The sequence below is a fragment of the Sphingomonas asaccharolytica NBRC 15499 genome, assembly GCF_001598355.1.
GTDB classification, from domain to species: domain Bacteria; phylum Pseudomonadota; class Alphaproteobacteria; order Sphingomonadales; family Sphingomonadaceae; genus Sphingomonas; species Sphingomonas asaccharolytica.
The window spans coordinates 1-23609 of sequence record NZ_BCYU01000040.1; the positions used below are offsets into that span (position 1 = coordinate 1).

Consider the following 23609-nt stretch of genomic DNA (forward strand, 5'->3'; position numbering starts at 1 on the left):
CGACCGCATAGCGGTCGCGCGGCGCTTTTGCGCCGCTCCCCTCATCCAAGCTTCGCTAGGCGGCACGCCGCCAAGCTGCGCTATCCTTCTCCCACAAGGGGAGAAGGATTTATGCCCGCTACCGCACCCCCCGATACAGCATCGCCACATTACACCGCGCATAGCGCTTCCCGAATTCCTCCATGATCCCGGCGTCGTGGACAAAGCCGGCCTTCTCGTAGAGATGCACGCCCGCCGCTCCCTTGGCGTTGCTCAGCAGATACAGCCGGTCACAACCCAAAGCGAAGGCGCGCTCGATCGTCGCGTGGAGCAGGAATTCGCCTGCCTTGCGCCCCCGCGCCTCGGGCAGCACCCCCATCTTGGTCAGCTCGAACTGGCGCTCGCCGGTCCTCTGCAGCGCGCACGTCCCGACGATGCCGAGCTCGGGATCGTCGACGAACAACACATCCCCGCCGGGCTCGATCAACCGTTCGCGCGGATGGGTCAGCACGTCGATATCGGTCGGCTCCAGCGTGTACATCTCCTCGATCCATTGCGCGTTGATGCGATAGAAATCGGGCGCGAGGTCATCGCTGAAGCGGCGAATGGCGAGCCCGCCGCGCGGGCGCTGTTCGAGCGGTTGTGCCGCGAGCGCGGTTTCGATCGCGGCGATCTGGACCAGAAAGGCGTCGACGTCGCACACCTCGGCCACCGCGGCGCGCAATCGCGGCCACAACACCGTCTTGGCCAGGTCCATCGCCTCGTGGCCCTTGTCGGTCAGCGCGATCGTCCGGGTGCGCTGGTCGCGTTCGTCGCGGCTGGTCTCGATCAGCCCGAGGTCGAGCAGCCGCGACTGGATGCGCGTCACCGCCGGCTGGCTGATTCCGATCCGCTCGGCGAGATCGCCCACCGTCTGGGGGCCATGACGGTGGAGGGCGGTCAGTAACGGCATCTGGCTCGGCTGCGTCGGCAGGCCGCTATCCATGGCGATGCGTTCGGCCCCGGTCTGGAAGCGCTCGGCCAACCGCTTCAGCCGGCTGCCGAGCATCACCGCCCCCTCGAGCGCAATCGCATCGTCGACCATCGAAATCTTCCTTTCGTCGCTGTAATCATAACATGATATATATCACGTTATGGAGTCAAGCGCCGGCGGAGATTTCGCATGGCCGGGAGGATTTGGGTTTATCCGTTAACTATAAAGTAGCGCCCGTCGGGCAAGCCGCTCAGGTGCGCGCGCTTCTACCCCGATTGCCCTTGCTGCTGTTGCCGCTGGCGCTGTTCCTTGCGCTGTTCCATCCCGCGACGCTCGACATTGGCAATGCCGGCTGGCTGATCCGTGGGTCAGACAATGGCGAGAATGCGCTCGGCATGCATGCCTGGCTGCACGATCCTGCGCCGGGCATGCTGCGGACACATCTGCTCAACGCGCCCGAGGGCGTGCCGCTGCTGTTCACCGACAGCAACCCGCTGGTTGGTGCGGCGACGCGGCCGCTCGCGTCGCTCCTGCCCGCTGATGCGCAGTTCGTCGGCCCGTGGATTCTGCTCTGCTTGTTCCTGCAGGTGTTATTCGCCTGGCTGTTACTGCGAAAATTCGCGCCGGGGCCGATCGCCTTGTGGTGCGGCGTGGTGCTGCTCGCCGCGTTGCCGACGCTCGCCAACCGTTATGTCCACGCCAACCTCATGGCGCATTGGCTAATCCTGTGGGCGCTGTGGCGCTTCCTCGACCCGGTGCGCGCCGGATCGAACCGGGGCTGGGCGGTGATGCTGCTGATCGCGGCATTGGTGCACAATTATCTGCTGATGATGGTCGGCGCGATCTGGCTGACCGCGATGGTCGAGCGCTTCGCGGTCGCGGATCGGCGTGGACGCGCCGTGTTGGCAGGCGGCGCGGCAGCGATCCTGGCGATGGTCGCGGGCCTCGCCTGGCTGCTCGGTGCCGGAGAAGCGCATGCGCTCGCGGGCAATTACGGCGCGTTCGCGATGCCGATCGACGCGCCCATAAACCCAGGCACGCCGGCTTATTCGCGCCTGCTGCCGTCCGTCGCGCAGCGTGCCGGGCGCGGGTTTGAGGGATTCCAGTATCTCGGTGCCGGCTTGCTCCTGCTGCTTCCGATTGCGGCGGTGGTCGCACGGAAACGGCCGCCGGCGGATGACCAACGTGCCTTGTTGCGTCGTTTGTGCTGGCTGGTTCCCGCGCTCGTCGCGCTTTCCTTGCTCGCGATCAGCAATTATCCCGATATCGCCGGACAGATGCTGCCGCGCCTGCCGTTGCCGGCTTTCCTGATAGCAGCGCTCGATTTGGTGCGTGCATCGGGCCGGTTGTTCTGGCCGGTCGCTTACGTGCTGGTGCTGGTCGCAATCCTCGCGGCCTATCGCCTGCCAAGGGCGCTAGCGGATGGGCTGCTCGCTGTGCTGCTGGCGGTGCAGATCGTCGACCTATCGGGCATGGCCGCGGTAGTCCGCGCGCAGAGTGCCGAAGCAGGCGCGCATCGCCTGTATGTCTTGACGCCCGATCCGCGCTGGGACCGTGCGGTTGCGACGGCAAGCAACGTCACCTTCGTGCCGCCAGATGCGACGCGCGACCTGTCGTTGTTCCAGGAAATCGCCTGGCGTGCGGTGGGACAGGGCAAGCCCGTCCGATTGGTCTATGCGGCGCGCGATTCGATCGCGACCGTCGAGCGCCAGCGGCAGGAGTTGGCGGCGTTCGCCGCAGGCCAGATCGATCCGCACCGGCTCTATGTACTGGCGCCCAACGTCGCGGTGCCCGCGGCGGCGGCCGAGCGGTTCACACGGATCGACAATATTCCGGTGATTCTGCCCGTCGGTGCGCTAACCCGCTAATACACGCTTCCCTTTGACAGACCGTCGCGGCAGGATGAGTGCATCCACTCGATGCCGGTCCACCGGCGCGCTCAAAGGGAAATAGCATGACAGAATTTTCGCGCCGTGAGGCGATGACCGCTGCGGCGATGATGTCGATTGCCGCGACGATGCCGGCCTGGGCACAGGATGCGGCGCCCGGAGCGATGTGGGATCTGACCGACCTCTATCCGAGCGATGCGGCGTGGGACGAAGCGCGCAAGAAGACGCTCGCCGAGGTGCCGAGCCTGGCCAAGTACCAGGGCAAATTGGGAGAAAGCGCCGATACGCTCGCGGCGTTCCTGGTCGCGCAGTCCGATATCGGCCGCGCGGCGAGCAAGGTCTACACTTATGCCAGCCTCAAGGCCGATGCCGATCTGCGCGTCTCGGCCAATCAGGAGCGCCAGGCGCAGGCGATCGACCTGTTCACTGCGCTGGGCGAAGCGACCGCCTGGTCGACTCCTGAAATCCTGTCCCTGGGCAAGGCCAAGATCGACGGGTTCATCGCCTCGAACGACACGCTCAAGAAGCGCTTCGACTTCGCGCTCGCCGATACGTTGCGTCAGGCCGAGCACACTTTGTCGCCCGAGGGCGAGACGCTGCTGGCAGGCGTGGGTTCGCCTTTGTCGGGGCCGAGCGATATTCGCGAGCAGCTCGTTGCCTCGGACATTCCCTGGCCGACCGTGACCCTGTCGACCGGCAAGCAAGTGCGGCTCGACGACCAGGCTTATACGCTCAACCGCGATGCGTCCAACCGCGCCGACCGCAAGCTGGTGTTCGACACCTTCTGGGCCGAGTACGGCAGGTTCCAGAACTCGCTCGGTGCGGCGTATGCCGCCAAGCTCAAGGCCGACGTGTTCCGCAAGAAGGCGCGCAAATATCCGACCTCGCTCGCCATGTCGCTGTCGAGCAACAACGTGCCCGAGGGCGTGTACCGGACGCTGGTGGCGGAGACCAACAAGGGCCTGCCCGAACTGCACCGCTATTTCGAATTGCGCCGCAAGCTGCTCGGCCTGCCCGACATGGCCTATTACGACATCTATCCGCCACTGGTGAAGCTCGATCAGAAGGCCGAGCTCGCCGATATGCGGACCAACACGCTGGCCGCGACCAAGGTGCTCGGCCCCGAATATGTCGATTTGCTCGGCAAGGCGACCGCGGCCAAGTGGATGGATCCGTTTCCGCGGCCGGGCAAGAAATCGGGCGCCTACATGAACCCCGGCGCGGCCTACGACCTGCACCCCTATCTACTGCTCAATCTGGGGCACAATTACGAAGGGATGACCACCTTCGCGCACGAATGGGGCCATGCGATGCATACTTTGCTCGCGAACAAGAACCAGGTCTATGAGAAATCGGATTATCCGTTGTTCCTCGCCGAGATCGCCTCGACCTGCAACGAGCAGCTGCTTGCCGCCTATATGGTCGCCAATGCCAGGACCAAGCAGGAGAAACTCTATTATCTCGGCATGCAGCTCGAGGGCATGCGCGGGACCTTCTATCGTCAAGCAATGTTCGCCGAGTTCGAGCTCGCCGCGCACGACAAGGCGGAAGCGGGCGAGGGGATGTCAGGCGAGAAGTTCAGCTCGATGTATCTCGATCTGCTTAAGCGCTATCACGGGCCCAAGGTCGCGGTGTCGGATACCTACGCTTCCGAATGGGCGTACATCCCGCATTTCTATTCGAGCTTCTACGTCTATCAATACGCCACCTCGATCTCGGCGGCGTCCTATTTCGCGCGCGCGATCCTCAAGGGCGGGCCGAAAGAGCGCGACAATTACCTGACGGTGCTCAAATCAGGCGGATCGGATTATCCGACCGAGATCCTCAAACGCGCGGGCCTCGATATGGCGAGCCCGGCGCCATATCAGGCGATCATCCAGACGTTTCGCGAAACGCTGGATGCCTGCGAGAAGCTGATGGGCTGAAGACTATCTATAGCCCCTCCCCAGAAGGGGGGGGCTTTATTGAGTTCACGTCGCAAAACCGACCCCGAATTGTAACGACGGCGTCACCCCGGAGTCGCGCGAATGTCGTGCGGAGCGAATAGCGCGCGCTGCGACGGGACATTGGGATTCGCCAATGTCTCAGCTCGTCGGGGGTCACGACATGGTCAGCTTCACGCTGCGCGGCACGACGTCGCGCTTCGCTCTCGCCGCTATCGCCCTGTGCGTTGCGACGCCGTCATTCGCCGCCGACGGACAGACCGCCCCGGCCTTGCCGGCCGCGAGCGACGCGCCGCAGACCACAGATAGCGGTGCGGCTCCGACGGATGCGCCGAGCAGCGATATCATCGTGACCGGCAGCCGCGCCGCGCTACGCGCCGCCACCGCCGAGAAGCGCGACGCCGACAATTTCGTGGAAACGCTCCACGCCAACGATGTCGGCAAGCTGCCCGACCAGAATGTCGCCGAGGCGGTCAAGCGCCTGCCCGGCCTGTCGGTCGCCAACGACCAGGGCGAAGGACGTTACGTCGTCATCCGCGGTATCGACCCGAGCCTGGTCAACGTCACGCTCAACGGTCAGACCTTGCCTGCGCCCGAGCCGGACGGCCGAGTGGTCAAGCTTGACGATCTGCCCTCGGCGATGATCCAGTCGGTCGTCGTCACCAAGTCGTTGCTCGCCAGCCAGGATGCCAATGCGATCGGCGGCGAGGTCAATGTCCGGACCAAGACCGGGTTCGACAGCAAGGCGCCGTTCTTCTTCGACGCGCGCGGCGCGATCGGCCTGTACGGCATCAACAAGAAGTCGCCTTATGAAGTCGACGGCACGATTGGCGGCCGCTTCGGCGCCGGCGAAACGTTTGGCGCGGTGCTGTCGGTCAATTATTCGCGGCGGCCGATCGAGTCCGAGAATTTCCAGGGTTCGAGCAGCTGGACGCCGGTTGCTGGCGTGAACGTCCCGGCCGGCGGCGGCTATCGCGATTACAATCTGTTTCGGACGCGCCTGGGCGTCGTCGGCAATTTCGACTGGCGGCCCAGCGACGACGTGAAGCTTTACGTCCGGTCGAGCTATTCCAAATATCAGGATCACGAGACCCGCGATCAGAACTTGCTCGCGCTCAACCTCCCGACCAAGCCCGCGGACCTCGCGGCGCTCACCCTGTCCACGCTGCCGGCTACCGCGACCATCCTGGTTCGCCATCGCGAGGAAGACGACAATACCAAGTCGGTCACCCTGGGCGGTGACTTCAACGTCGGCGGCGGCAAGCTGTCGATGTCGGGTGGCTGGACGCGGGCCGAAAAGGTCGATCCGATCCGCAGCGAATTTACCTTCACCTATACGCCGCCCAAGGGCAGCCCGCCGCTCCTCGCGACCTACGATCCCTCCACCTACCCATATACGCTGGTGCCGAACGGCACGAATGCCGCGATTTTCTCGGACCCGACCAACTTCATCCAGAGCAAGCTCAAGGCTGAGCACCGCTTCACCTTCGAGCGGATCTGGCAGGGACGGGTAGACTATAGCCATCCGCTCGCGATCGGGACCGACTCGTCGTTCCAGATCGGCTTCAAATATCTCGATCGCCACAAGAACGACGACCACGATCTGATCAGCTACAAGAGCACCAAGGGCGCCAACTGGACGCTCGATACGGTCGGTTTCCTCGGCAACAACGACTTCTACAACGGACTGTTCAACTTCGGCCAGCGGATCGACTGGAACAAGGCGCAGGCCTATCTCGCCGCCCACCCGAGCGTGGCGACGTTCGATTACTCGGGCAATCTGGCCGGCTCGCTGGCGCCCGATTACGACGTCAAGGAACGGATTCTGGCGGGCTATGCGATGGTGACGCTGAAGTTCGGCAATTTGACGATCATTCCCGGCGTGCGCGTCGAGAATACGCGCGATCGGACCGCCGCGAAGGTCGTCAACCCCGCGCTCACAACACTCGGCGGCACGATCAAGACCGACGCCGCCTATGCGGCTGCGCTCGCCGCCAACAACGGCTTCAACGCCGTTGCCAGCAACAGCTACACCGACTGGTTCCCGGGCCTGAACGTCAAGTTCGAGGCGCTGCCCAATTTGCTGCTGCGCGGTGCTGTGACGACTTCGATTGGCCGCCCGAACTACAGCACGCTGGCGCCCTTCATCACCGTGACGCCGAACGGTGGACTGCCGCCCATCGTCAACGCCGGCAACCCTTTCCTCAAGCCCTACAAGGCGGTCAATTTCGACGCGGCGATCGAATATTACCCGACCAAGGACAGCCTGTTCAGCGCCGGCTTCTTCTACAAGGACATCAAGAACCCGATCTATCAGATTGGGCTCCCAAATCTCGCCAATCCGGGCGACATTCCCGGCGCGTCCGTGGCCGATTATCCGACGATCAACCTCACCCAATATACCAACATGGACAAGGAATTCATCGGCGGCGTCGAGCTCAACGCCCAGACTCAGTTCACCGGCCTGCCGGGCTTCCTGAGCGGGTTCGGCATCTCGGCCAATTACACCCACGTCTGGGGCCACGCGACCGGCCCAGGGTTCCGCGCCGGCGCTATCCCGCTGGCCTATCAGTCGCACGACCTCGGCAACGTCAGCATCTTCTACGAGAAATACGGTCTCACCGCGCGGCTGGCGTTCAATTACCGCTCGGCTTTCTCCGACGTCGTCGGGACCAGCGCTGCGACCGATTCCTGGTGGGATTCGCAGGGACAGCTCGACCTGCACGTCGGCTATCAGGTGACGCCGCAGTACACGATCTACTTTGACGCGGCCAACCTGACGGACTCGCCGTGGCGCCACTACCAGGGCGAGAAGGACTTCCTGGTCGAGCGCGAACGTTATGGGTCGACCTATCGCATCGGCGTGCAGCTGCACTTTTAGGAGCGGAGGGCCCCTCTTCCCCTGTGGGATGACGAGGGGGCGACCGCCCGCTACGCGGTCGTGCGCGCGCAGCGCCGCTTACCCTTATCCAACCTTCTAGGCAGCAAGCTGCCAAGCTGCGGTATCCTTCTCCCCAGGGGGAGAAGGTTTGGGGCTCCTATTTCATCGCCTCGATCAGCTTCTTGACCTCCTGGCTGCGGCCGCGCGGGAGGATCAGGACGTCCTTGCCGTTGGCGACCACGATCAGGTCGGTCACTCCCACCAGAGCGATGCGCACGCCATCGGCCTGGACCAGACAATTCTCGGTCTCGATCGCGACGACGTCGCCCTTGCAGACATTGCCGCTCCCGTCGCACGCACTCAATTCGTGGAGCGCATCCCAACTGCCGAGGTCGCTCCAGCCCATGCTGACCGGCACGACCGCGACGCGAGGGGCCTTTTCCATCACCGCATAGTCGATTGAATCCGACGGAGAGGCAGCGAAAGCTTGCGGGTCGGGATGGACGCGGGCGCCCTCATGCCTGGCCTTGAGCATGGCCTGCTGCGCCGCATGCAGAACCTCCGGCGCATGAACTGCCAGTGCCCCCAGGAACGCGTCGGCGCGGAACAGGAAGATGCCACCGTTCCAGACATGATCGCCCGCCGCCAACATCGCCTCGGCGCGATCGCGCGGGGGTTTTTCGACGAAGCGCGCCACCTTATGCACGCGCGGCGCGACGGCTTCGCCGACATGGATCCAGCCATAGCCGGTTTCCGGAGCGTGCGGATCGATCCCGAACGTGACCAGCCAGCCCTGATCGACCATCGGACGCGCCGCATGGATGGCGGCGTGGAAGGCGTCGGTATCGGTGATGACATGATCCGACGGCATGATCAGCAAGGCGGCGTCGCCACCGCCGGCCGCGAGCGCGGCGAGGGCGATCGCCGGCGCGGTGTTGCGCGCCACCGGTTCGAGGATCAGCGCCTGGGCGGGGGTGCCGACCGCCTTGAGCTGCGCTTCGATCTCTTCGGCATGACGCTGGTTGGCGACGACGATCGGCGGCGCGAAATGGTCGCCCGAGGCGCGCTGCGCAGTCAGCTGGAGCATGGTTTCGTCGGCGGTCAGCGCGAGCAATTGCTTGGGCGTTTCCGGTGTCGACATCGGCCACAGCCGCGTGCCCGATCCGCCCGAGAGGATGACAGGGATGATCGACGTCGTCTCGGGCATTCACGGGTCCTTTGCGGTTGATACTAATCTAGGGTCTTCCGACGATTTGCCAAACTCACAGAAAGTCGCGGGTTTCCGCGGCGTTCAGCCTTTCTTTGTCAATTTCTGCGACACCGCCTGAAACCTGTCGGAAAATCTTACACCCGACGATCGAACTAGGGGCTGCACCCCAAGGCCGAGAAGGCAGGCGAAGACGATGATCAGGCTGTTCAAGCACTATGTGCCGCACGCCGTTTTGTTCCTGGGTTTGCTCGACGTCGCGTTGCTGATCGCGGCGGCGGAGATCGCTTATTCGATCCGCCTGCATCAGCTCGGCAGCATCGTCGAGCCGATCGTCGATCGCTTGCCGCAGCTATTCACTTTCGCCCTCTCGCTCGAAACCGCGATGATCGCGGTCGGCGTTTATGGCGCCGATGCGCTGCAGTCGCTGCGCCGGGCGGTCGCGCGCATCCTGGTCGCGATCTCGCTCGGGATCATCTTCCTGTCGGTATTGTTCTTCCTCTCGCCGGCAATCACTTTCTGGCGATCGAACCTGTTCTACGCGATGGGGATCGCGGCGGTGTCGCTGATCGTGATGCGGATCCTGCTCGGTAAGATGCTGGGCAGCCACGTATTCAAGCGCCGCGTCGTCGTGCTTGGCGCGGGTCCGCGCGCCGCCCGGCTGAAGGCCTTGCAGCAACAGCCCGGATCGGCCTTCGTCGTGGTCGGCTATGTCTCGATGAGCGAAGCCAATCGGGTGATCCCGGAAGCGATCGCGCGCGACGCGATCTACAACCTCGCCGATCATGTCGTACTGCTCAATGCGAGCGAAGTGGTGCTCGCGCTCGAGGAACGGCGCAACGCACTGCCGCTCAAGGACCTGCTGCGGATCAAGACCACCGGCGTCCATGTCAACGATATCTCGACCTTCCTCGAGCGCGAGACGGGCCGCGTCGACTTGCAGAGCGTCAATCCTAGCTGGCTGATCTTCTCCGACGGCTTCTCTTCCGGGCGGATGCTGTCGGGGGTGTTCAAGCGGCTGTTTGATATCATCGCCAGCTTGCTGCTGCTCGTGCTCGCGGGTCCCGTCATCCTGCTCACGGCCCTGGCGGTGAAGCTCGAGAGCAAGGGCCCGGCTTTCTATCGCCAGCGCCGCGTCGGCCTGTACGGAGTCGGGTTCGACTGCCTCAAGCTGCGCTCGATGCGCCAGGATGCCGAGGTCAACGGCCAGGCGGTGTGGGCCGAGAAGGACGATCCGCGCATCACCCGGATCGGCCGCTTCATCCGCAAGGTGCGGATCGACGAACTGCCGCAATGCTGGTCGGTGCTCAAGGGCGAGATGAGCTTTGTCGGTCCGCGCCCCGAACGCCCGCAATTCGTCGAGGATCTCGAACAGCAGCTGCCTTATTATGCGGAGCGCCACATGGTGAAGCCGGGCATTACGGGCTGGGCACAGATCAATTATCCCTATGGCGCGTCGATCGAGGATAGCCGGCAGAAACTCGAATACGACCTCTATTACGCGAAGAATTATTCGCCCTTCCTCGACCTGTTGATCCTGCTCCAGACGATCCGCGTCGTGCTGTGGCCGGAAGGCGCGCGGTAGGGCGATGGCCGGGACGATCATCCTTTGGGGTCACGCCCTCGCGGCGTTGCTGTTCGCGGTGCTCGCGCTGTCGCAATTGCGCGACGGTGCGGTCAGCGTGCCGCGCACCGCGTTCGTCGCCGCCTTGGGTATTACGGCTTTATGGGCGCTGGCGGTTGCCGGGATCGGCAATCCCGATTTGACCGCACGCGTGGCGGAAAGCCTGCGCAACATCGCTTGGCTCGCCTTCATGATGGCATTGCTGCGACGCGATCACTCCGCCGGGCGTGATCGGGCGGTGACGATGATCTATGGCGTGGTCGTGCTGGTCGCGCTGGCCGGAATTGTCCTGAGCGTCATCCAGGCGTCGGTGCCCGCCGACGTCGTCAAGGGTTTCGCGGCGGTGCGCATCCTGTTGCGGATGATGGTCGCTCTCGGCGCGTTGGTATTGGTGCACCATCTTTATTCGGTCGCGGCGCCGGGCGCCCGTGGGGGTATCCGGCTCGCGGTGGCGGCGCTCGCGATCATGTGGACGAGCGATCTCGTCCTGTACACGACCGCCTATCTCAGCGGCGAAGGTTCACAGGAATTGATCGCCACGCGGGGCCTGGTCATGATCGCGATCGTGCCGCTGCTGGCGATCGCGGTCCATCGCAACGGCGATTGGACGCTCAAATTGTCGCGAACGGTGACGTGGCAGTCGCTCTCGCTGGTCGCGCTGATGGCCTATGCCGTCGTCACGATCCTGGCGATCAGCGCGATCGACAGCTTCGGCGGCAGCTATGCCCGGCTGGCGCAAACCGCCTTCGTGTTCGGCTCGGCCGCCGCCCTGCTGACCCTGTTGTCGTCGCCCACAATCAAGGCCTGGTTGCGGGTGATGGTCGCCAAGCATCTGTTCAACCATCGCTATGACTATCGGGCCGAATGGTCGCGTTTCACCGATACGCTGGGGGCTCCCGGCGACGGCGCGGCGCCGCTCGAGGAACGCATCGTCAAGGCGGTCGCCGACGTTACCGATTCCTCTGCGGGGCTGTTGTTGGTGGCGGACGACGGTGTGTTCGGCCTTGGCGCGACATGGAATTGGCTGGGGACCGTGCCTGTCACCATCGCCGGGGAGCCGCTGGCGCAGTCGATGGCCGGAAACAGCCGGATCATCGAACTCGACGCGGTGCGGGCGGGCGATGCGCCGCCAGGCGAGCTCGCTGCGGTGCCGCAATGGATGCTCGACGAGCCGAGCGCCTGGGCGATCGTGCCGCTCGTCCACCTCAATCAGCTGATCGGCGCGATCCTGCTGGCGCGCCCGCCGATCGACCGCTCGCTCGACTGGGAGGATTTCGATTTGTTGCGCATCGCCGGCCGGCAGGTCGCTAGCTATCTTGCCGAAGCGCGCGCGCACGAAGCGCTGGCCGATGCTCGCCGCTTCGACGAATTCAATCGCCGCTTCGCCTTCATCATGCACGACGTAAAGAATCTGGTGAGCCAGCTGACTCTAGTCGCGCGCAACGCCGAACGCCATGCCGACAACCCCGATTTCCGCGTCGACATGATCGCGACGCTAAAGGATTCGGTCGGGCGGATGAACGATCTGTTGGCGCGTTTGTCGCAGCACAATTCGGCGCGAGTCGAGGAGCCGGTGGCGGTCGAGCTGATGCCAATCGTCGAGCGCGTCACGCAGCGGCGCGGCGCCAGCCATCCGATCGCGGTGACCGGGATGCGCGATGCCGTCGCGGTTGCGGACCCGGCGCGGCTCGAACAGGCGCTGGGGCATTTGATCCAGAATGCGATCGAGGCCAGCGCGCCGGGCGAGCCGGTCGGCGTGGTGGTCGGGCGTGCGACGATCGAGGTGATCGATTCTGGTCCGGGCATGAGCGCGAGCTTCATCCGCGACCGGCTGTTCCGGCCGTTCACGTCGACCAAGAGCGGCGGATTCGGGATCGGCGCGTTCGAAGCGCGCCAGGTCATTCAGGCGATGGGCGGCAAGCTCGACGTGGTCAGTCGCGAAGGCGAGGGCACACGCTTCACCATCGTACTTCGCGAGGCGCTCGCGCCGGTCAAGATGGAGCGGGCGGCATGAATACGGGCCCACGGCCGAAATTGCTGATCGTCGAGGATGATGCCGGGCTGCAGCGCCAGTTGCGCTGGGCCTATGACGATTACGAGGTAGTCGTGGCGGGCGACCGTCGCGAGGCGATCGACGCGGTGCGTGCCGAAGAGCCGGCAGTGGTGACGCTCGATCTGGGCCTGCCGCCCGATCCCGACGGGGTCAGCGAAGGGTTCGCGACGCTTGCCGAGATCCTGCGGTTGAAGCCCGATACCAAGGTCATCGTCGCCTCGGGTCACGGCGCGCGCGAAAGCGCGTTGCGCGCGATCGCCGAGGGCGCGTGGGATTTCTATCAGAAGCCGATCGACATCGACGCGCTGGGCCTGATCGTCGCCCGGGCCTTCCATGTCCACGCGCTCGAGGAAGAGAATCGGCGTCTCGCCACCGCGTCGCGCGAGGCATTGGGCGGGCTGATCACTGCCGCGCCCGAAATGCTCAAGGTCACCAGCATGATCGAACGCGTCGCCAATGCCGATGTGTCGGTGATGCTGCTCGGCGCGAGCGGCACCGGCAAGGAAGTGCTGGCGCGCGGCCTGCACGAGAAATCCGGGCGCAAGGGCCAGTTCGTCGCGATCAATTGCGCGGCGATCCCCGAGACATTGCTCGAAAGCGAATTGTTCGGCCACGAAAAGGGCGCGTTCACCGGCGCGGTCAAGACGACCGAAGGCAAGATCGAGCTCGCCGACGGCGGTACCTTGTTCCTCGATGAAATCGGCGACGTGCCGCTGCCGCTGCAGGTCAAGTTGCTGCGCTTCCTGCAGGAACGGGTGATCGAGCGGGTCGGCGGGCGCAAGCCGATCGCGGTCGACACCAGGATCGTTTGCGCGACGCATCAGGATGTCGATGCCATGGTCGCCAGCGGCGCGTTCCGCGAGGATCTCTATTATCGCCTGGCGGAGATCGTCGTACGCATCCCCAGCCTGGCCGAGCGCACCGGCGATCCCGTGCTGCTCGCCAAGCATTTCCTGCACCATTACGCCAAGACGATGAACCGGCCGGTCACGGGCCTGTCGCCCGACGCACTGAGCGCGATCGACGCCTGGGGCTGGCCGGGCAATGTGCGCGAACTCGAAAACCGCATGAAGCGCGCGGTGATCATGGCCGACGGCAAGAGCGTGACCGCGATCGATCTCGATCTTGCCGAGCGAGACACGCCCGATCCGATCAATCTCAAAGCCGTGCGCGAAACCGCCGACCGCAAGGCGATCCGCCACGCACTGGCGCGTGCCGAGGGCAATATCTCGAACACCGCCAAGCTGCTCGGGATCAGCCGCCCGACGCTCTACGATTTGCTCAAGAATTACGACCTCCATGCCTAGGACTGGACCATGAAGACCATTGTCAAAAGCGCGCTGATCGGCGCCACAGCGATCGCCGCGGTGATCGGCGTCACGGCGACGCTGACCGCACCGGCACAAGCCGACGCAACCGGCGCGCGCACCGAATTGGGCTATAGTCTGGCGCTGCTCCAGGACGGCAATTTCAATGCCGCGCGGGCGCATGCTCAGGCGGCGGTCAAGCAGGATCCGCAATGGGGCGCCGCGCATGCGGTGTTGGCGCGAACCTTCCTCGCGCTGGGCGATGGCGTGGGAGCCGAATCCGAACTCGGCCGTGCCGCCGCCGCCGGGTTCGACATGAGCCGGGGGCATCAATTGCTCGCCGAAGCCTGGCTGTTGCAAGGCGACGCCAAGCGTGCGCTGGCCGAGGCTGCCAAGGCGGATCCCAAATTCGGCGGTTATGCCGCGCGCGTCACCGCACGAGCGCTGGCGACGCAGGGCAAGACGGCCGAGGCGCAGGCGCTGCTCGGCGAATTGCTCGACGGCAATCCCGGCAATTCCTACGCTTGGTCCGACCTCGGCCGCATCCGTTACAGCACGGGCGATATCGCCGGTGCCTCAAACAATGCGCAAAAGGCAGTCGAGCTCGATCCCAACAATCTCGAGGCGCTGACCTTGCGCGGCGAATTGGTGCGCGAGCAATATGGCCTGAATGCCGCTTTGCCGTGGTTCGAGGCAGCGCTGCAGCGCGATGCCTATTACCATCCGGCGCTGATCGAATATGCCGCCACGCTCGGCGATCTCGGTCGCTATACCGACATGCTCGGCGCCACGCGGCGCGCGCTTGCCGCGCGGCCGGCGAGCCCACAGGCTTTCTATCTCCAGGCCGTGCTCGCGGCGCGCGCGGAGAATTACGATCTCGCACGCAGCATGATGGAGCGGACCGGCGGACGGATCGACGATCTGCCCGGCGCGCTGCTGCTCAATGGGACGCTCGAGTATCAGGCCGGCGCCTATGAACAGGCGATCGAGGTATGGCGCGAGCTGGTTGGGCGACAGCCGATGAATATCACCGCGCGCCGGCTGCTCGGCGCGGCGCTGCTGCGGTCGGGGGACGCCAAGGGCGCGCTCGATGTGCTGCGTCCGGTGGCGATGCGTGGCGATGCCGACAGCTATACTTTGGGACTGGTCGGGCGCGCGTTCGAAGCAACCGGCGAACGCGACTGGGCCGCCAAATTCCTCGACCGCTCGGCCTGGCCGGTGCGCGCCGGGGCGACTCCGTTCGGCACCGACGACAGCCTTGCGGTGCTGACCGGCGCGGCCGACAAGGATCCGACCAACCCGGTGCTCGCGGTCACCGTGGTCCGCGGGCTGATCGATGCCGGCCAGGGCGATACCGCATTGGCGCGGGCGCGGGCGCTCCAGGCGGCTACGCCGGGCGCGCCCGCGGCGCATCTGCTGGTCGGCGACACGTTGATGACGATGGGCCGATATGGCGAGGCGGCCGATGCCTATCGCAAGGCGGCAGATATCAAGTTCGACGAGCCGACCATGTTGCGCACGGTCGATGCGCTCGATCAGGCGGGCCGCCGGCCCGAAGCGACCAGCGTGCTGGCGCTGTTCCTGAACCAGCATCCCGAAAGCGTGCCCGCGTTGCGCCTCGCCGCGCATTGGCAGATCGCGTCGGGCGATTGGGATGGGGCGGTCGACACGCTGGAGGATTTGCGCGCGCGCGTCGGCTCGCGCGATTCGGGCCTGTTGTCCGAACTCGCTTACGCCAATGTCGGCGCGGATAATGTCGACGACGCGATTTCCTATGGCGCGGCGGCGTATGACATCGCACCGATGAGCCCGGCGGCGACCGATGCTTATGGCTGGGCGCTCTATGCGGCTGGCGAGAATGCCAAGGCGATCGACCTGTTCGAGAAAGCCATGTCGATCGCGCCTAAGCAGAGCGGCATTCGCTGGCATCTGGCCCAGGCCTATGCCGATAGCGGCCGTAATGCCCAAGCAACGACCGCCATCGCGGCGTTGCTTGCCGATCCCGGCTTCACCGATCGTGCACCGGCCGAGGCGTTGCTCAAGACGCTGGGCTGAACGGGCCGAGCCGTGTAACGCGGCTGGCATGACCGACCCGCTCGACCGTATCGCCGCCGCGCTCGAACGCATTGCGCCGGCCGTGCCGTCCGATGCCGATCCGCTCGCGCAGCCGGCCTATATTTGGCGCGACGGGCGCCTGGCCGCCGCTCGCAAGTTCGATCCGCTGCCGCTCGACCTATTATTGGGGATCGACGCGCAGAAGGCCGCTCTGGTCGAGGATTTCGGCCGATTGGCGGACGGCTTTGCCGCACAGGACGTCTTGTTGTGGGGGGCACGCGGGACCGGCAAGTCGGCGTTGGTCAAGAGCGCGGTGTCGGCGGTCCAGGCCGAAGATCGCAAGCTCGCCCTGATCGAGGTCGCGGCGATGGACGGCCTGCGTGCGCTGTTCGACCGGATCGATGGCCTGCCGCGGGCGTTCGTCCTGTTCCTCGACGATCTCGGCTTCGATGCAGGCGGGGATGCCCGTGCGCTGCGCTCGCTGCTCCAGGGCGGAGCGGAGGCGCGACCGGCCAATGCCCGCTTGGTGGTGACTGCCAATCGCCGCCATCTGGTCCCGCGCGACATCGCCGAACAGGAAAGCGCGATCAACCCACGTGACAGCGTCGACGATCATCTCGCGCTTGCCGACCGATTCGGGCTCAGCCTGGGGTTCCATGTCGTCGACCAGCCGGGATATCTGGCGATCGTCCGCGCTTATGCCGACCGGTTCGGCTTGGCGTTCGATGCCGATGAGGCGGTCGGCTGGTCGACTCGCCGCGGCGGTCGGTCGGGGCGCGTGGCCTGGCATTATATCACTGATTTGGCTGGACGATCGGGCAAGAGGCTGCCTTTCTAATCCGATAAGGATCATTATCTGGCCGCATTGGCTTGACTTCGGGGGCGGTAACGATGCCCAGTCGATACATGGCCAGGATAGGCGAACTCGATCTGCCCGACCGGTTGCACCCGGCGGTACCGCGCTGGGCGACCCAGTGCGGCGTAGCATTGCTGTGCGTCGGCGCGGCCGGCCTGCTGCGCATCGGGATCAATGCCCTGGCGCCGGGCGCGGCGGTGTTTGCGTTGGTCTATCCCGCGATCATGATCGCGACATTGTTCGCGCGTTGGCAATCAGGGCTGCTGACCGCCGTCATCTCGATCGTTTACGCGTTTTTCTTCGTCTATCTGCCATCGCCCACAACTACCGAGAGCGGGCCCTATTGGACGCTGTTCGCCGTCTCCGTTGCCGCGGGTCTGACTATCTCCCTTGCCGAAACCTTTCGCCGGGCGGTGCATCGCGCAACCGCCGAGCGCGACCGCGAAATCGCCGATCGCGACCTGATGCTCAGCGAATTCGAACATCGCGTGAAGAACAATTTCCAGATCGTCGCCAGCATGCTCGACATCCAGCGCCGCCGCGTCAGCGATCCCGCCGCCAGCGAAGCCTTGGGTTCGGCCTTAATGCGCGTCGACAGCATCGCGCGCGCGCACCGGCACCTTTATCGCGACGGACAGGGGAGCGAGGTCAATGTCAGCGAATATCTCAAGGATTTGTGCAATGCGCTGTCCGACGCCTTGCTGCTGCGCGGCGCCATCACGCTGACGTGCGATGCCGATGCCGCGCATATTCAGCGCGACCATGCGGTATCGATCGGCCTGGTCGTCAACGAGCTTGTCACCAACGCCGCCAAGCACGCTTTCCCCGAGCGGGAGACCGGAACGATCGGCGTCTCGTGGAAGCATCTGCAGGAGGGCGGATGGCGATTGACCGTCGCCGATGATGGTGTCGGGCTTCCGCCCGGATCGCGGGCGAAAAGCAAAGACGGCGGGCTCGGCCAAAGATTGATCGAAGCCTTCGCCAAACAGATCGGCGGAACATTGACCACCCAAAGCGATGCCGATGGGACGCGGGTGACGATGGATCTGCCTTGAGTGTGAGGACTCATGCCCTCACGCTCTTACTGAAACTTCGCGTCGCCGGGGCGTTGTGTCGGGCATGGAACGACTCTGGTTCATTACCAATCCGCATTCCGGCTCATCCGACGCGAAAAAGGCCGAGGCAATCGAAGCGGCCTGCACCGAGCGCGAACTGAGCTTTGTCGGCCGCACCAATTTCCCCGATGAGGGGATGCCGACCGCTACCGATCTCGATCAGGTGGGGGCGGACACCGTGGTTCTGTTCGCTGGCGATGGCACGATCAACGCGGCGTCGTGCGCGCTGGCGGCGTGGGATGGCAGCATTCTGATCCTGCCCGGCGGCACGATGAACATGCTTGCCAAGGCATTGCACAGCGACACCGACCCGGCGGCGATCCTGGAGGCGGCGCACGAACATGGGCGTCGCGTGGCGCTCTCTTATGTCGAGGCAGGAAAGCATCGCGCGCTGGTCGGGATGATCGTTGGGCCGGCGGCAAGCTGGTACCGCGCCCGAGAACATGTGCGCGAGGGTAGCTTGGGCAAGATCTGGCCCGCAATCCGCGCCGCGTGGCGGCGGACGTTCGGGCGCGGCGTGCATTTGACCGGCGCGCCTGGTTTTCCTTCCCGGGTCCAGGGCGCCTATATCCGGGCGCAGGACGATCATCTGCAGATCGCCGCAGTCAATGCGCGCGATGCCGGCGCGATCGCCGGTCTCGGCTGGAACTGGGTGACCGGAGATTGGCTCGCGGCCCAGGCGGTGACCGAAATTCGCGCCCAGAAATTGCGCATCGCCGAGCGCCGTCCGGTGCTGGCATTGTTCGATGGCGAGCCGCAGATGCTCGATCCGGGAACGACCATCACGGTCGGGCGTAGCAGGCAACAGTTCATCACCACCGCGAAAGAGCATGCATGATCCGATTGTTCCACGTCAGCGACGTCCATTTCGGACGCGAGGACAAAGCGGCGATCGCCTGGTTCGACGCGCTGATCGCGGCCGAACAGCCCGATGCGGTAGTGATGACCGGCGACCTGACGATGCGCGCGCGACGCAGCGAATTCGATGCCGGACTGGCCTGGCTGCGATCGCTCGGCCGGCCGGTCACGGTCGAGGTCGGTAACCATGACCTGCCCTATTTCAACTTGCTGGCCCGGATCTTCACGCCCTATCGCCGGATTCGCGAGATCGAGCGCATGATCGAAAAGCCGGTCGAACTGCCTGGCGTCGCGATCGTCCCGCTCAAGACCACCGCACGCGCGCAATTCCGCCTCAACTGGGCGTCGGGCTATGTCAGCCGCCATGCGCTCGATCAGGCGCTGGCGTTAGTCGCGGCGGTGCCCAAGGATAAATTGGTGTTCATCGCGTGCCACCATCCGCTGATCGAGCCGCACAAGCGCCTGTCGAAACAGACGCATCACGGCGCCGAGGCACTGGAGGCGCTGGTCAGGGCAGGCGCGAATGCGGTGTTGACCGGGCATGTCCATGACGCATTCGACGTCGAGCATCGCGACGGCGAGGCGGTGGTGCGCATGATCGGCGCCGGCACCCTGTCCGAACGCACGCGCTCGACGCCGCCGTCGTTCAACGAGATCAGGATCGAGAATGGTGCGTTCGAGGTCGTGTGCCGCACGATGGCGCCGCAGCCTGATGAGGTTTTGCCGGTGGAGGAGCCGGAGGCGGTGTGAACTCCTACGTTTGGCGATGTCGTTTTAGCACTCTCCCGCGAGCGGGGGAGGGGTGTCCCCCAGCAAGCAGAGATATTCCTTCCCTGACCCATCCCATAACTCCCGGTAGGACTTGAGCTACAAGCAATCCCGACTAGGCTCGCGGTCCATGCGCCATGCTTTAGCTCTGCTGCTCGCCGCCCCGCTGATGATCAGCGCTGGCCCCGCTTCGTACGAAACCCGCGTCGCCAATGTCCTGGCGAAGACCCCGCTGATCGACGGACATAACGACTGGGCGGAGACGCTGACCGACAAGGCCGGCGACGCGCGCTGGACGATGGACCTGACGCGGCTCGATCCGGCCAAATACAATACCGACATCACCCGGCTGCGGGCCGGCCATGTCGGCGGGCAATTCTGGTCGGTCTATGTCTCGGCCAATCTGTCCGGACCCGAGCAGGTCAAGCAGACGCTCGACCAGATTGGCCTGATGAAGAGCATCTTCCAGCGCTATCCCAATGTCTTCGCCCCCGCGGTGACGGCGGCGGACGTGCGGCGCATTCACGCCTCGGGCCGGATCGCGTCGATGCTCGGGGTCGAGGGCGGCGGCCAGATCGACGGCAGCTTTTCGGTGCTACGCGCCTATCGCGCGCTCGGTGCCTCGTACCTGACGCTGACTCACGTCAAGACGATCGAATGGGCGGATTCGGCGACCGACAATCCGCAGCATGACGGGCTGACCAAGTTCGGCGAAGCGGTGGTGCACGAGCTCAACCGGCTCGGCATGCTGGTCGATCTCAGCCATGTCAGCGAAGATACAATGACCGACGCGTTGCGCGTGTCGAAGGCGCCGGTCATCTTCTCGCATTCGTCGGCGCGGGCGCTCGACGATCACCCGCGCGACGTGTCGGACAAGGTGCTGAAATTGCTCGCGCAGAACGGCGGCGTGATCATGGTAAATTACGCGCCGAGCTATGTGTCGGAGGCGCGGCGGCAATGGGAAGCGGCGCGCAACGGTGAAAAGGCGAGCTACAACGCGCCGCCTTATGGCGGGCTCTATATCGGCCAGCCGGAGCGGGCGAAGGCGGCGCTGGCGGAATGGGACAAGGCGCACCCGCGCCCGGTGGTGACGCTGGCCATGGTCGCCGATCATATCGATCATGTCGTCAAGGTCGCCGGCATCGACCATGTCGGGATCGGGTCGGATTTCGACGGCGTGGAGAGCTTGCCCGAAGGACTCGACAGCGTGGCGACCTATCCGGCGCTGCTCGCCGAACTGATGCGCCGCGGCTGGAGCGACGAGATGATCGCCAAGCTCGCCGGCGGAAATCTCCTGCGCGCGATGGAAGGCGCCGAGCGTGTCGCCGCGTCGATGGCCAAGGAACCGCCTGCCACCGCGACGATCAAGATGCTCGACGGTAAATGACCGACCAACTCCGGACGAGGATCGCGACCGAGGCCGATATTCCGGCCATCTCGGCGCTGATGGATCGCGCGATCGGCGAATTGCAGCGTGACTATCTGACTCCCGATCAGATCGCGGCGAGCCGGCTCAGCATGGGGCTCGACACCCAGTTGATCGCCGACGGTACCTATGTCGTGGTCGAAGACGCCGAGGGCCGCATCGTCGGCTGCGGCGGTTGGAGCTACCGCGCGACGCTCTATGGCGGCGATGCCGGCGCCGTGGCGCGCGATGCGGCGGTGCTCGATCCGGCGAAGGACCCGGCGCGGATCCGGGCGATGTACACCGATCCCGATTTCACGCGGCGCGGCATCGGGCGGATGGTGCTCGCGGCAAACGAGGCGGCGGCGCGAGCGGCCGGCTTCACGCGCGCGGAGTTGATGGGGACACTGGCCGGTGAGCCGCTCTATCGCGCGTGCGGGTATGAGACGATCGAGCGGGTGGACTCCATGGCTAATCGCGGGGTGGCGGTTCCCGGCGTACGGATGGGGAAGATATTGGCGACGCTTGAGAGCGAGGTCGCCCAATCCTAACCGCTTCCCCGGCGAAGGCCGGGGCCCAGTCGCGACATCGTTCGCAACGGCAGGTTGCCGTCTCCAATTCATCGAAACTGGGCCCCGGCCTTCGCCGGGGATACGTGTTTAATTTCGTTGAATTGAGCGATCGCCGCAGACGTAGGATCGGCCGATCCACCTAAGCCGCGTCTTCGCAGTCCGAACATTTGCCCCGCACTTCGATCACCGGACGGACCGGCGAGAAGCCCGCGGCCTCGGCCGCGTGGCGGACATTCGTGGCGATCTTGTCGTCGTCGATATGCGTGGTCTGGCCGCAGCTGTCGCAGACCAGGAAGATGCAATCGTGCAGGCAGTCTGGATGCGCGTTGGCGATGTACGCATTCGAGCTTTCGACCCGGCGGGCGAGATTGGCGCCGACGAACAAATCGAGGATGCGATAGACGCTGTTGGCGGCGACGCGGCGGCCTTCGGCTTTCGACACTGCGTCGGCGATGTCGTAGGCGCTCGCCGGCTTGTCGAACTTGGCCAGTGCATCGAAAATGCTCGCGCGCATCGTCGTCCACTGCTCGCCGGATTTCTCCAGCGTCGCCTGCGCGACTTTGGTCAATTCGACGCCGGACGCCTCATGATGGTCGTGATGATGATGTGCGCCCATGCGGGGAATTTAGGGATTGTAGCGGGGGAGAGCAATGGCCGAGGCGGGCAGCGCCTCCGACGGCTTCAGTGCGCCGCGCGCCGGTTGAGATCGTGGCCGAGCGCCAGGATCGCGACACCGATCAGCGTCCATAGAGTCTCGCCGCCATTACCGTGCGGAAGCTGCATCGCACCCGCCATCATGCCGAGGCCGAGCGCGCCGGTGACCGCAGGCGCCATATAGCCATGTTCGAAGATGCCGCGGCCCAGCGCCAGCGCGCCCAGGATGATCGCGACGGTCAATCCGACTTCGTGAAAAACGGGATTGAGCAGCATGCCGCCGGCGGTTGAGGCCAGCGCCACCAGCACCGCGCTGGCGAAGCAATGTACCGCGCACAACCCCGACAGGCCCATCGCGTAACGATCGAGCTGGGGAAAGCGGGCCAACCAGGACAGGCGAGTCGCGGAATGCATCGAGCGCCCATCTAGGCCTATCCGCGCGACGTTACAATATTACATCAGCAAAAATTGGCCACGCCGAATTCTGCCCGTCGATCAAGCGCCAGCGAAACCGGGGAAGCGAGTGCTCCCCCGGTTGCACCTGTTAGAACGAAGCCCCGAGCGACACCACCACGCCGCTGCGCGCGGCGTTCTTGCCATTGGCCAGGGTGAACACGCCATCGGTGTCGACATAGCTGACGCCGAAGACCAATTGTTTGTAGGTCAGCGTCGCGCCGAACCCATAGTCGGTATATTCGTTGCCCAGCGCGAGCCAACTCGGACCCCAAGTGTGGCCGAGATGCGCGGTCAGCCCGAGCGGCGTTTTGGGGATGGCTACCGACAGGTCACCGGCCAGGTAAACGTTGTCGTTCTTCTTGAACAAGCCAGTCTGGCCCTGGTCGAGCGCCAGCGCCTTTTGCTTGGGCGCGTAGTTCACCGTGACCTTACCGGTCACCGGCCCATAGGTATAGGCGATGTCGGCATAGGGCTCGAAGAAGTCGGCCTTGCTGTTGTCCCCGGCGGGACGCGAGCGCGGATAGATGTAATAGAGCACGCCGGCGTCAAACGTGACGCCGCTATAGGTCTTCTTGAACCCGACGATCGCGTCGATTTCCTGGCTGCCGGTGCCCGAGAAGGTGACATAGCCCGAGGTCGACGAGCTCCAGACCGAGGCGTAGAAGCCCGACGAATGGGTGACCGTGAGCGATCCCTGGATCGCGGGCTGCAAATTGGTCTGCGAAATACCGCGGAAGCGATAGTCGGACACCAGGGTCACCGAACCGTTGATGGTGAAAGCCGGCGGCGGTGCGGTGGGGCCATCGCCCGCCGGGGCAGCGGCGGGTGCCGGCGCCGGATCTTCGACGGTCGCAACCGCGGCAGGTGCGCCGCTATCCGTTGACGCGGATGCCGCGGGAGCCGCCGCTGCATCGGGTGCCGGCGTGCTTGCGGGCAGAGGGTCCGCCAAGGCGGGAGTCGCAATGGCGAGCGCCAGCGCGCCAAGGCTGATGTGGGAGAAGCGCATTATCTTCC

The 23609-nt window shown here is 64.9% G+C and carries 18 protein-coding genes; 13 read left to right on the forward strand and 5 right to left on the reverse strand.

The window, feature by feature from the left end:
• Nucleotides 1-118: 118 nt before the first annotated feature.
• Nucleotides 119-1063, reverse strand: a complete 945-nt coding sequence (locus SAS01S_RS12205; protein ID WP_066808295.1) for a bifunctional helix-turn-helix transcriptional regulator/GNAT family N-acetyltransferase — start codon at nucleotides 1061-1063, stop codon at nucleotides 119-121.
• 143 nt (nucleotides 1064-1206) lie between these two features.
• On the opposite strand from SAS01S_RS12205, the gene SAS01S_RS12210 reads away from it, so the two are divergent.
• The 3 genes from SAS01S_RS12210 (at nucleotide 1207) to SAS01S_RS12220 (ending at nucleotide 7665) form a co-directional block, all read left to right on the forward strand.
• Nucleotides 1207-2820: a DUF6311 domain-containing protein gene (locus tag SAS01S_RS12210; RefSeq protein ID WP_157082794.1), complete on the forward strand. Its 1614-nt coding sequence runs from the start codon at nucleotides 1207-1209 to the stop codon at nucleotides 2818-2820.
• An 86-nt stretch (nucleotides 2821-2906) separates the two neighbouring features.
• A complete protein-coding gene (gene pepF, locus SAS01S_RS12215) occupies nucleotides 2907-4766 on the forward strand; it encodes an oligoendopeptidase F (RefSeq protein ID WP_066808302.1) in 1860 nt (619 codons plus the stop codon).
• Between the two features lie 154 nt (nucleotides 4767-4920).
• Complete coding sequence (locus SAS01S_RS12220; RefSeq protein ID WP_084238907.1) at nucleotides 4921-7665, forward strand: TonB-dependent receptor; 2745 nt, start codon at nucleotides 4921-4923, stop codon at nucleotides 7663-7665.
• A 157-nt stretch (nucleotides 7666-7822) separates the two neighbouring features.
• Here SAS01S_RS12220 and SAS01S_RS12225 read toward each other — a convergent pair whose 3' ends face one another.
• Nucleotides 7823-8872, reverse strand: a complete 1050-nt coding sequence (locus SAS01S_RS12225) for a mannose-1-phosphate guanylyltransferase/mannose-6-phosphate isomerase (protein ID WP_084238909.1) — start codon at nucleotides 8870-8872, stop codon at nucleotides 7823-7825.
• Between the two features lie 196 nt (nucleotides 8873-9068).
• On the opposite strand from SAS01S_RS12225, the gene SAS01S_RS12230 reads away from it, so the two are divergent.
• The 10 genes from SAS01S_RS12230 to SAS01S_RS12275 all read left to right on the forward strand — a co-directional run bounded on the left by SAS01S_RS12230 (nucleotide 9069) and on the right by SAS01S_RS12275 (nucleotide 21464).
• Nucleotides 9069-10457, forward strand: coding sequence for a TIGR03013 family XrtA/PEP-CTERM system glycosyltransferase (locus SAS01S_RS12230; RefSeq protein WP_066808308.1), 1389 nt, complete (start codon nucleotides 9069-9071; stop codon nucleotides 10455-10457).
• 4 nt (nucleotides 10458-10461) lie between these two features.
• Nucleotides 10462-12510 carry an XrtA/PEP-CTERM system histidine kinase PrsK gene (gene prsK / locus SAS01S_RS12235; protein WP_066808311.1) on the forward strand — a complete coding sequence of 683 codons (2049 nt, stop codon included), beginning with the start codon at nucleotides 10462-10464 and terminating at the stop codon, nucleotides 12508-12510.
• Nucleotides 12507-13856 (forward strand): PEP-CTERM-box response regulator transcription factor, encoded by a 1350-nt coding sequence (prsR, locus tag SAS01S_RS12240; protein WP_066808314.1) that lies wholly within the window; start codon nucleotides 12507-12509, stop codon nucleotides 13854-13856. Before prsK ends, prsR begins: the two co-directional genes overlap by 4 nt.
• A gap of 9 nt (nucleotides 13857-13865) precedes the next feature.
• Nucleotides 13866-15911 (forward strand): tetratricopeptide repeat protein, encoded by a 2046-nt coding sequence (locus SAS01S_RS12245; RefSeq protein ID WP_066808316.1) that lies wholly within the window; start codon nucleotides 13866-13868, stop codon nucleotides 15909-15911.
• Between the two features lie 28 nt (nucleotides 15912-15939).
• Complete coding sequence (locus SAS01S_RS12250; RefSeq protein WP_066808319.1) at nucleotides 15940-16749, forward strand: DUF815 domain-containing protein; 810 nt, start codon at nucleotides 15940-15942, stop codon at nucleotides 16747-16749.
• Nucleotides 16750-16802: 53 nt separating this feature from the next.
• Nucleotides 16803-17822: a sensor histidine kinase gene (locus SAS01S_RS12255; RefSeq protein WP_084238911.1), complete on the forward strand. Its 1020-nt coding sequence runs from the start codon at nucleotides 16803-16805 to the stop codon at nucleotides 17820-17822.
• Between the two features lie 64 nt (nucleotides 17823-17886).
• On the forward strand, nucleotides 17887-18720 hold the full coding sequence (locus tag SAS01S_RS12260; protein WP_066808324.1) for a diacylglycerol/lipid kinase family protein: 834 nt from the start codon (nucleotides 17887-17889) through the stop codon (nucleotides 18718-18720).
• A complete protein-coding gene (locus SAS01S_RS12265) occupies nucleotides 18717-19490 on the forward strand; it encodes a metallophosphoesterase family protein (protein ID WP_066808325.1) in 774 nt (257 codons plus the stop codon). Before SAS01S_RS12260 ends, SAS01S_RS12265 begins: the two co-directional genes overlap by 4 nt.
• A 148-nt stretch (nucleotides 19491-19638) precedes the next feature.
• The gene (locus SAS01S_RS12270) at nucleotides 19639-20895 is read left to right on the forward strand and encodes a dipeptidase (RefSeq protein ID WP_066808327.1); all 1257 of its coding nucleotides are present in this window, start codon (nucleotides 19639-19641) and stop codon (nucleotides 20893-20895) included.
• On the forward strand, nucleotides 20892-21464 hold the full coding sequence (locus tag SAS01S_RS12275; protein WP_066808338.1) for a GNAT family N-acetyltransferase: 573 nt from the start codon (nucleotides 20892-20894) through the stop codon (nucleotides 21462-21464). Before SAS01S_RS12270 ends, SAS01S_RS12275 begins: the two co-directional genes overlap by 4 nt.
• Nucleotides 21465-21624: 160 nt before the next feature.
• On the opposite strand, the gene SAS01S_RS12280 is transcribed toward SAS01S_RS12275, so the two are convergent.
• The 3 genes from SAS01S_RS12280 to SAS01S_RS12290 all read right to left on the reverse strand — a co-directional run bounded on the left by SAS01S_RS12280 (nucleotide 21625) and on the right by SAS01S_RS12290 (nucleotide 23601).
• Complete coding sequence (locus SAS01S_RS12280; RefSeq protein ID WP_066808341.1) at nucleotides 21625-22101, reverse strand: Fur family transcriptional regulator; 477 nt, start codon at nucleotides 22099-22101, stop codon at nucleotides 21625-21627.
• A gap of 65 nt (nucleotides 22102-22166) precedes the next feature.
• Entirely contained in the window at nucleotides 22167-22553 is a 387-nt protein-coding gene (locus SAS01S_RS12285; protein ID WP_066808344.1) for a MerC domain-containing protein, read from the reverse strand.
• A gap of 130 nt (nucleotides 22554-22683) precedes the next feature.
• Nucleotides 22684-23601 carry a TorF family putative porin gene (locus tag SAS01S_RS12290; RefSeq protein ID WP_084238913.1) on the reverse strand — a complete coding sequence of 306 codons (918 nt, stop codon included), beginning with the start codon at nucleotides 23599-23601 and terminating at the stop codon, nucleotides 22684-22686.
• Nucleotides 23602-23609: the final 8 nt, after the last annotated feature.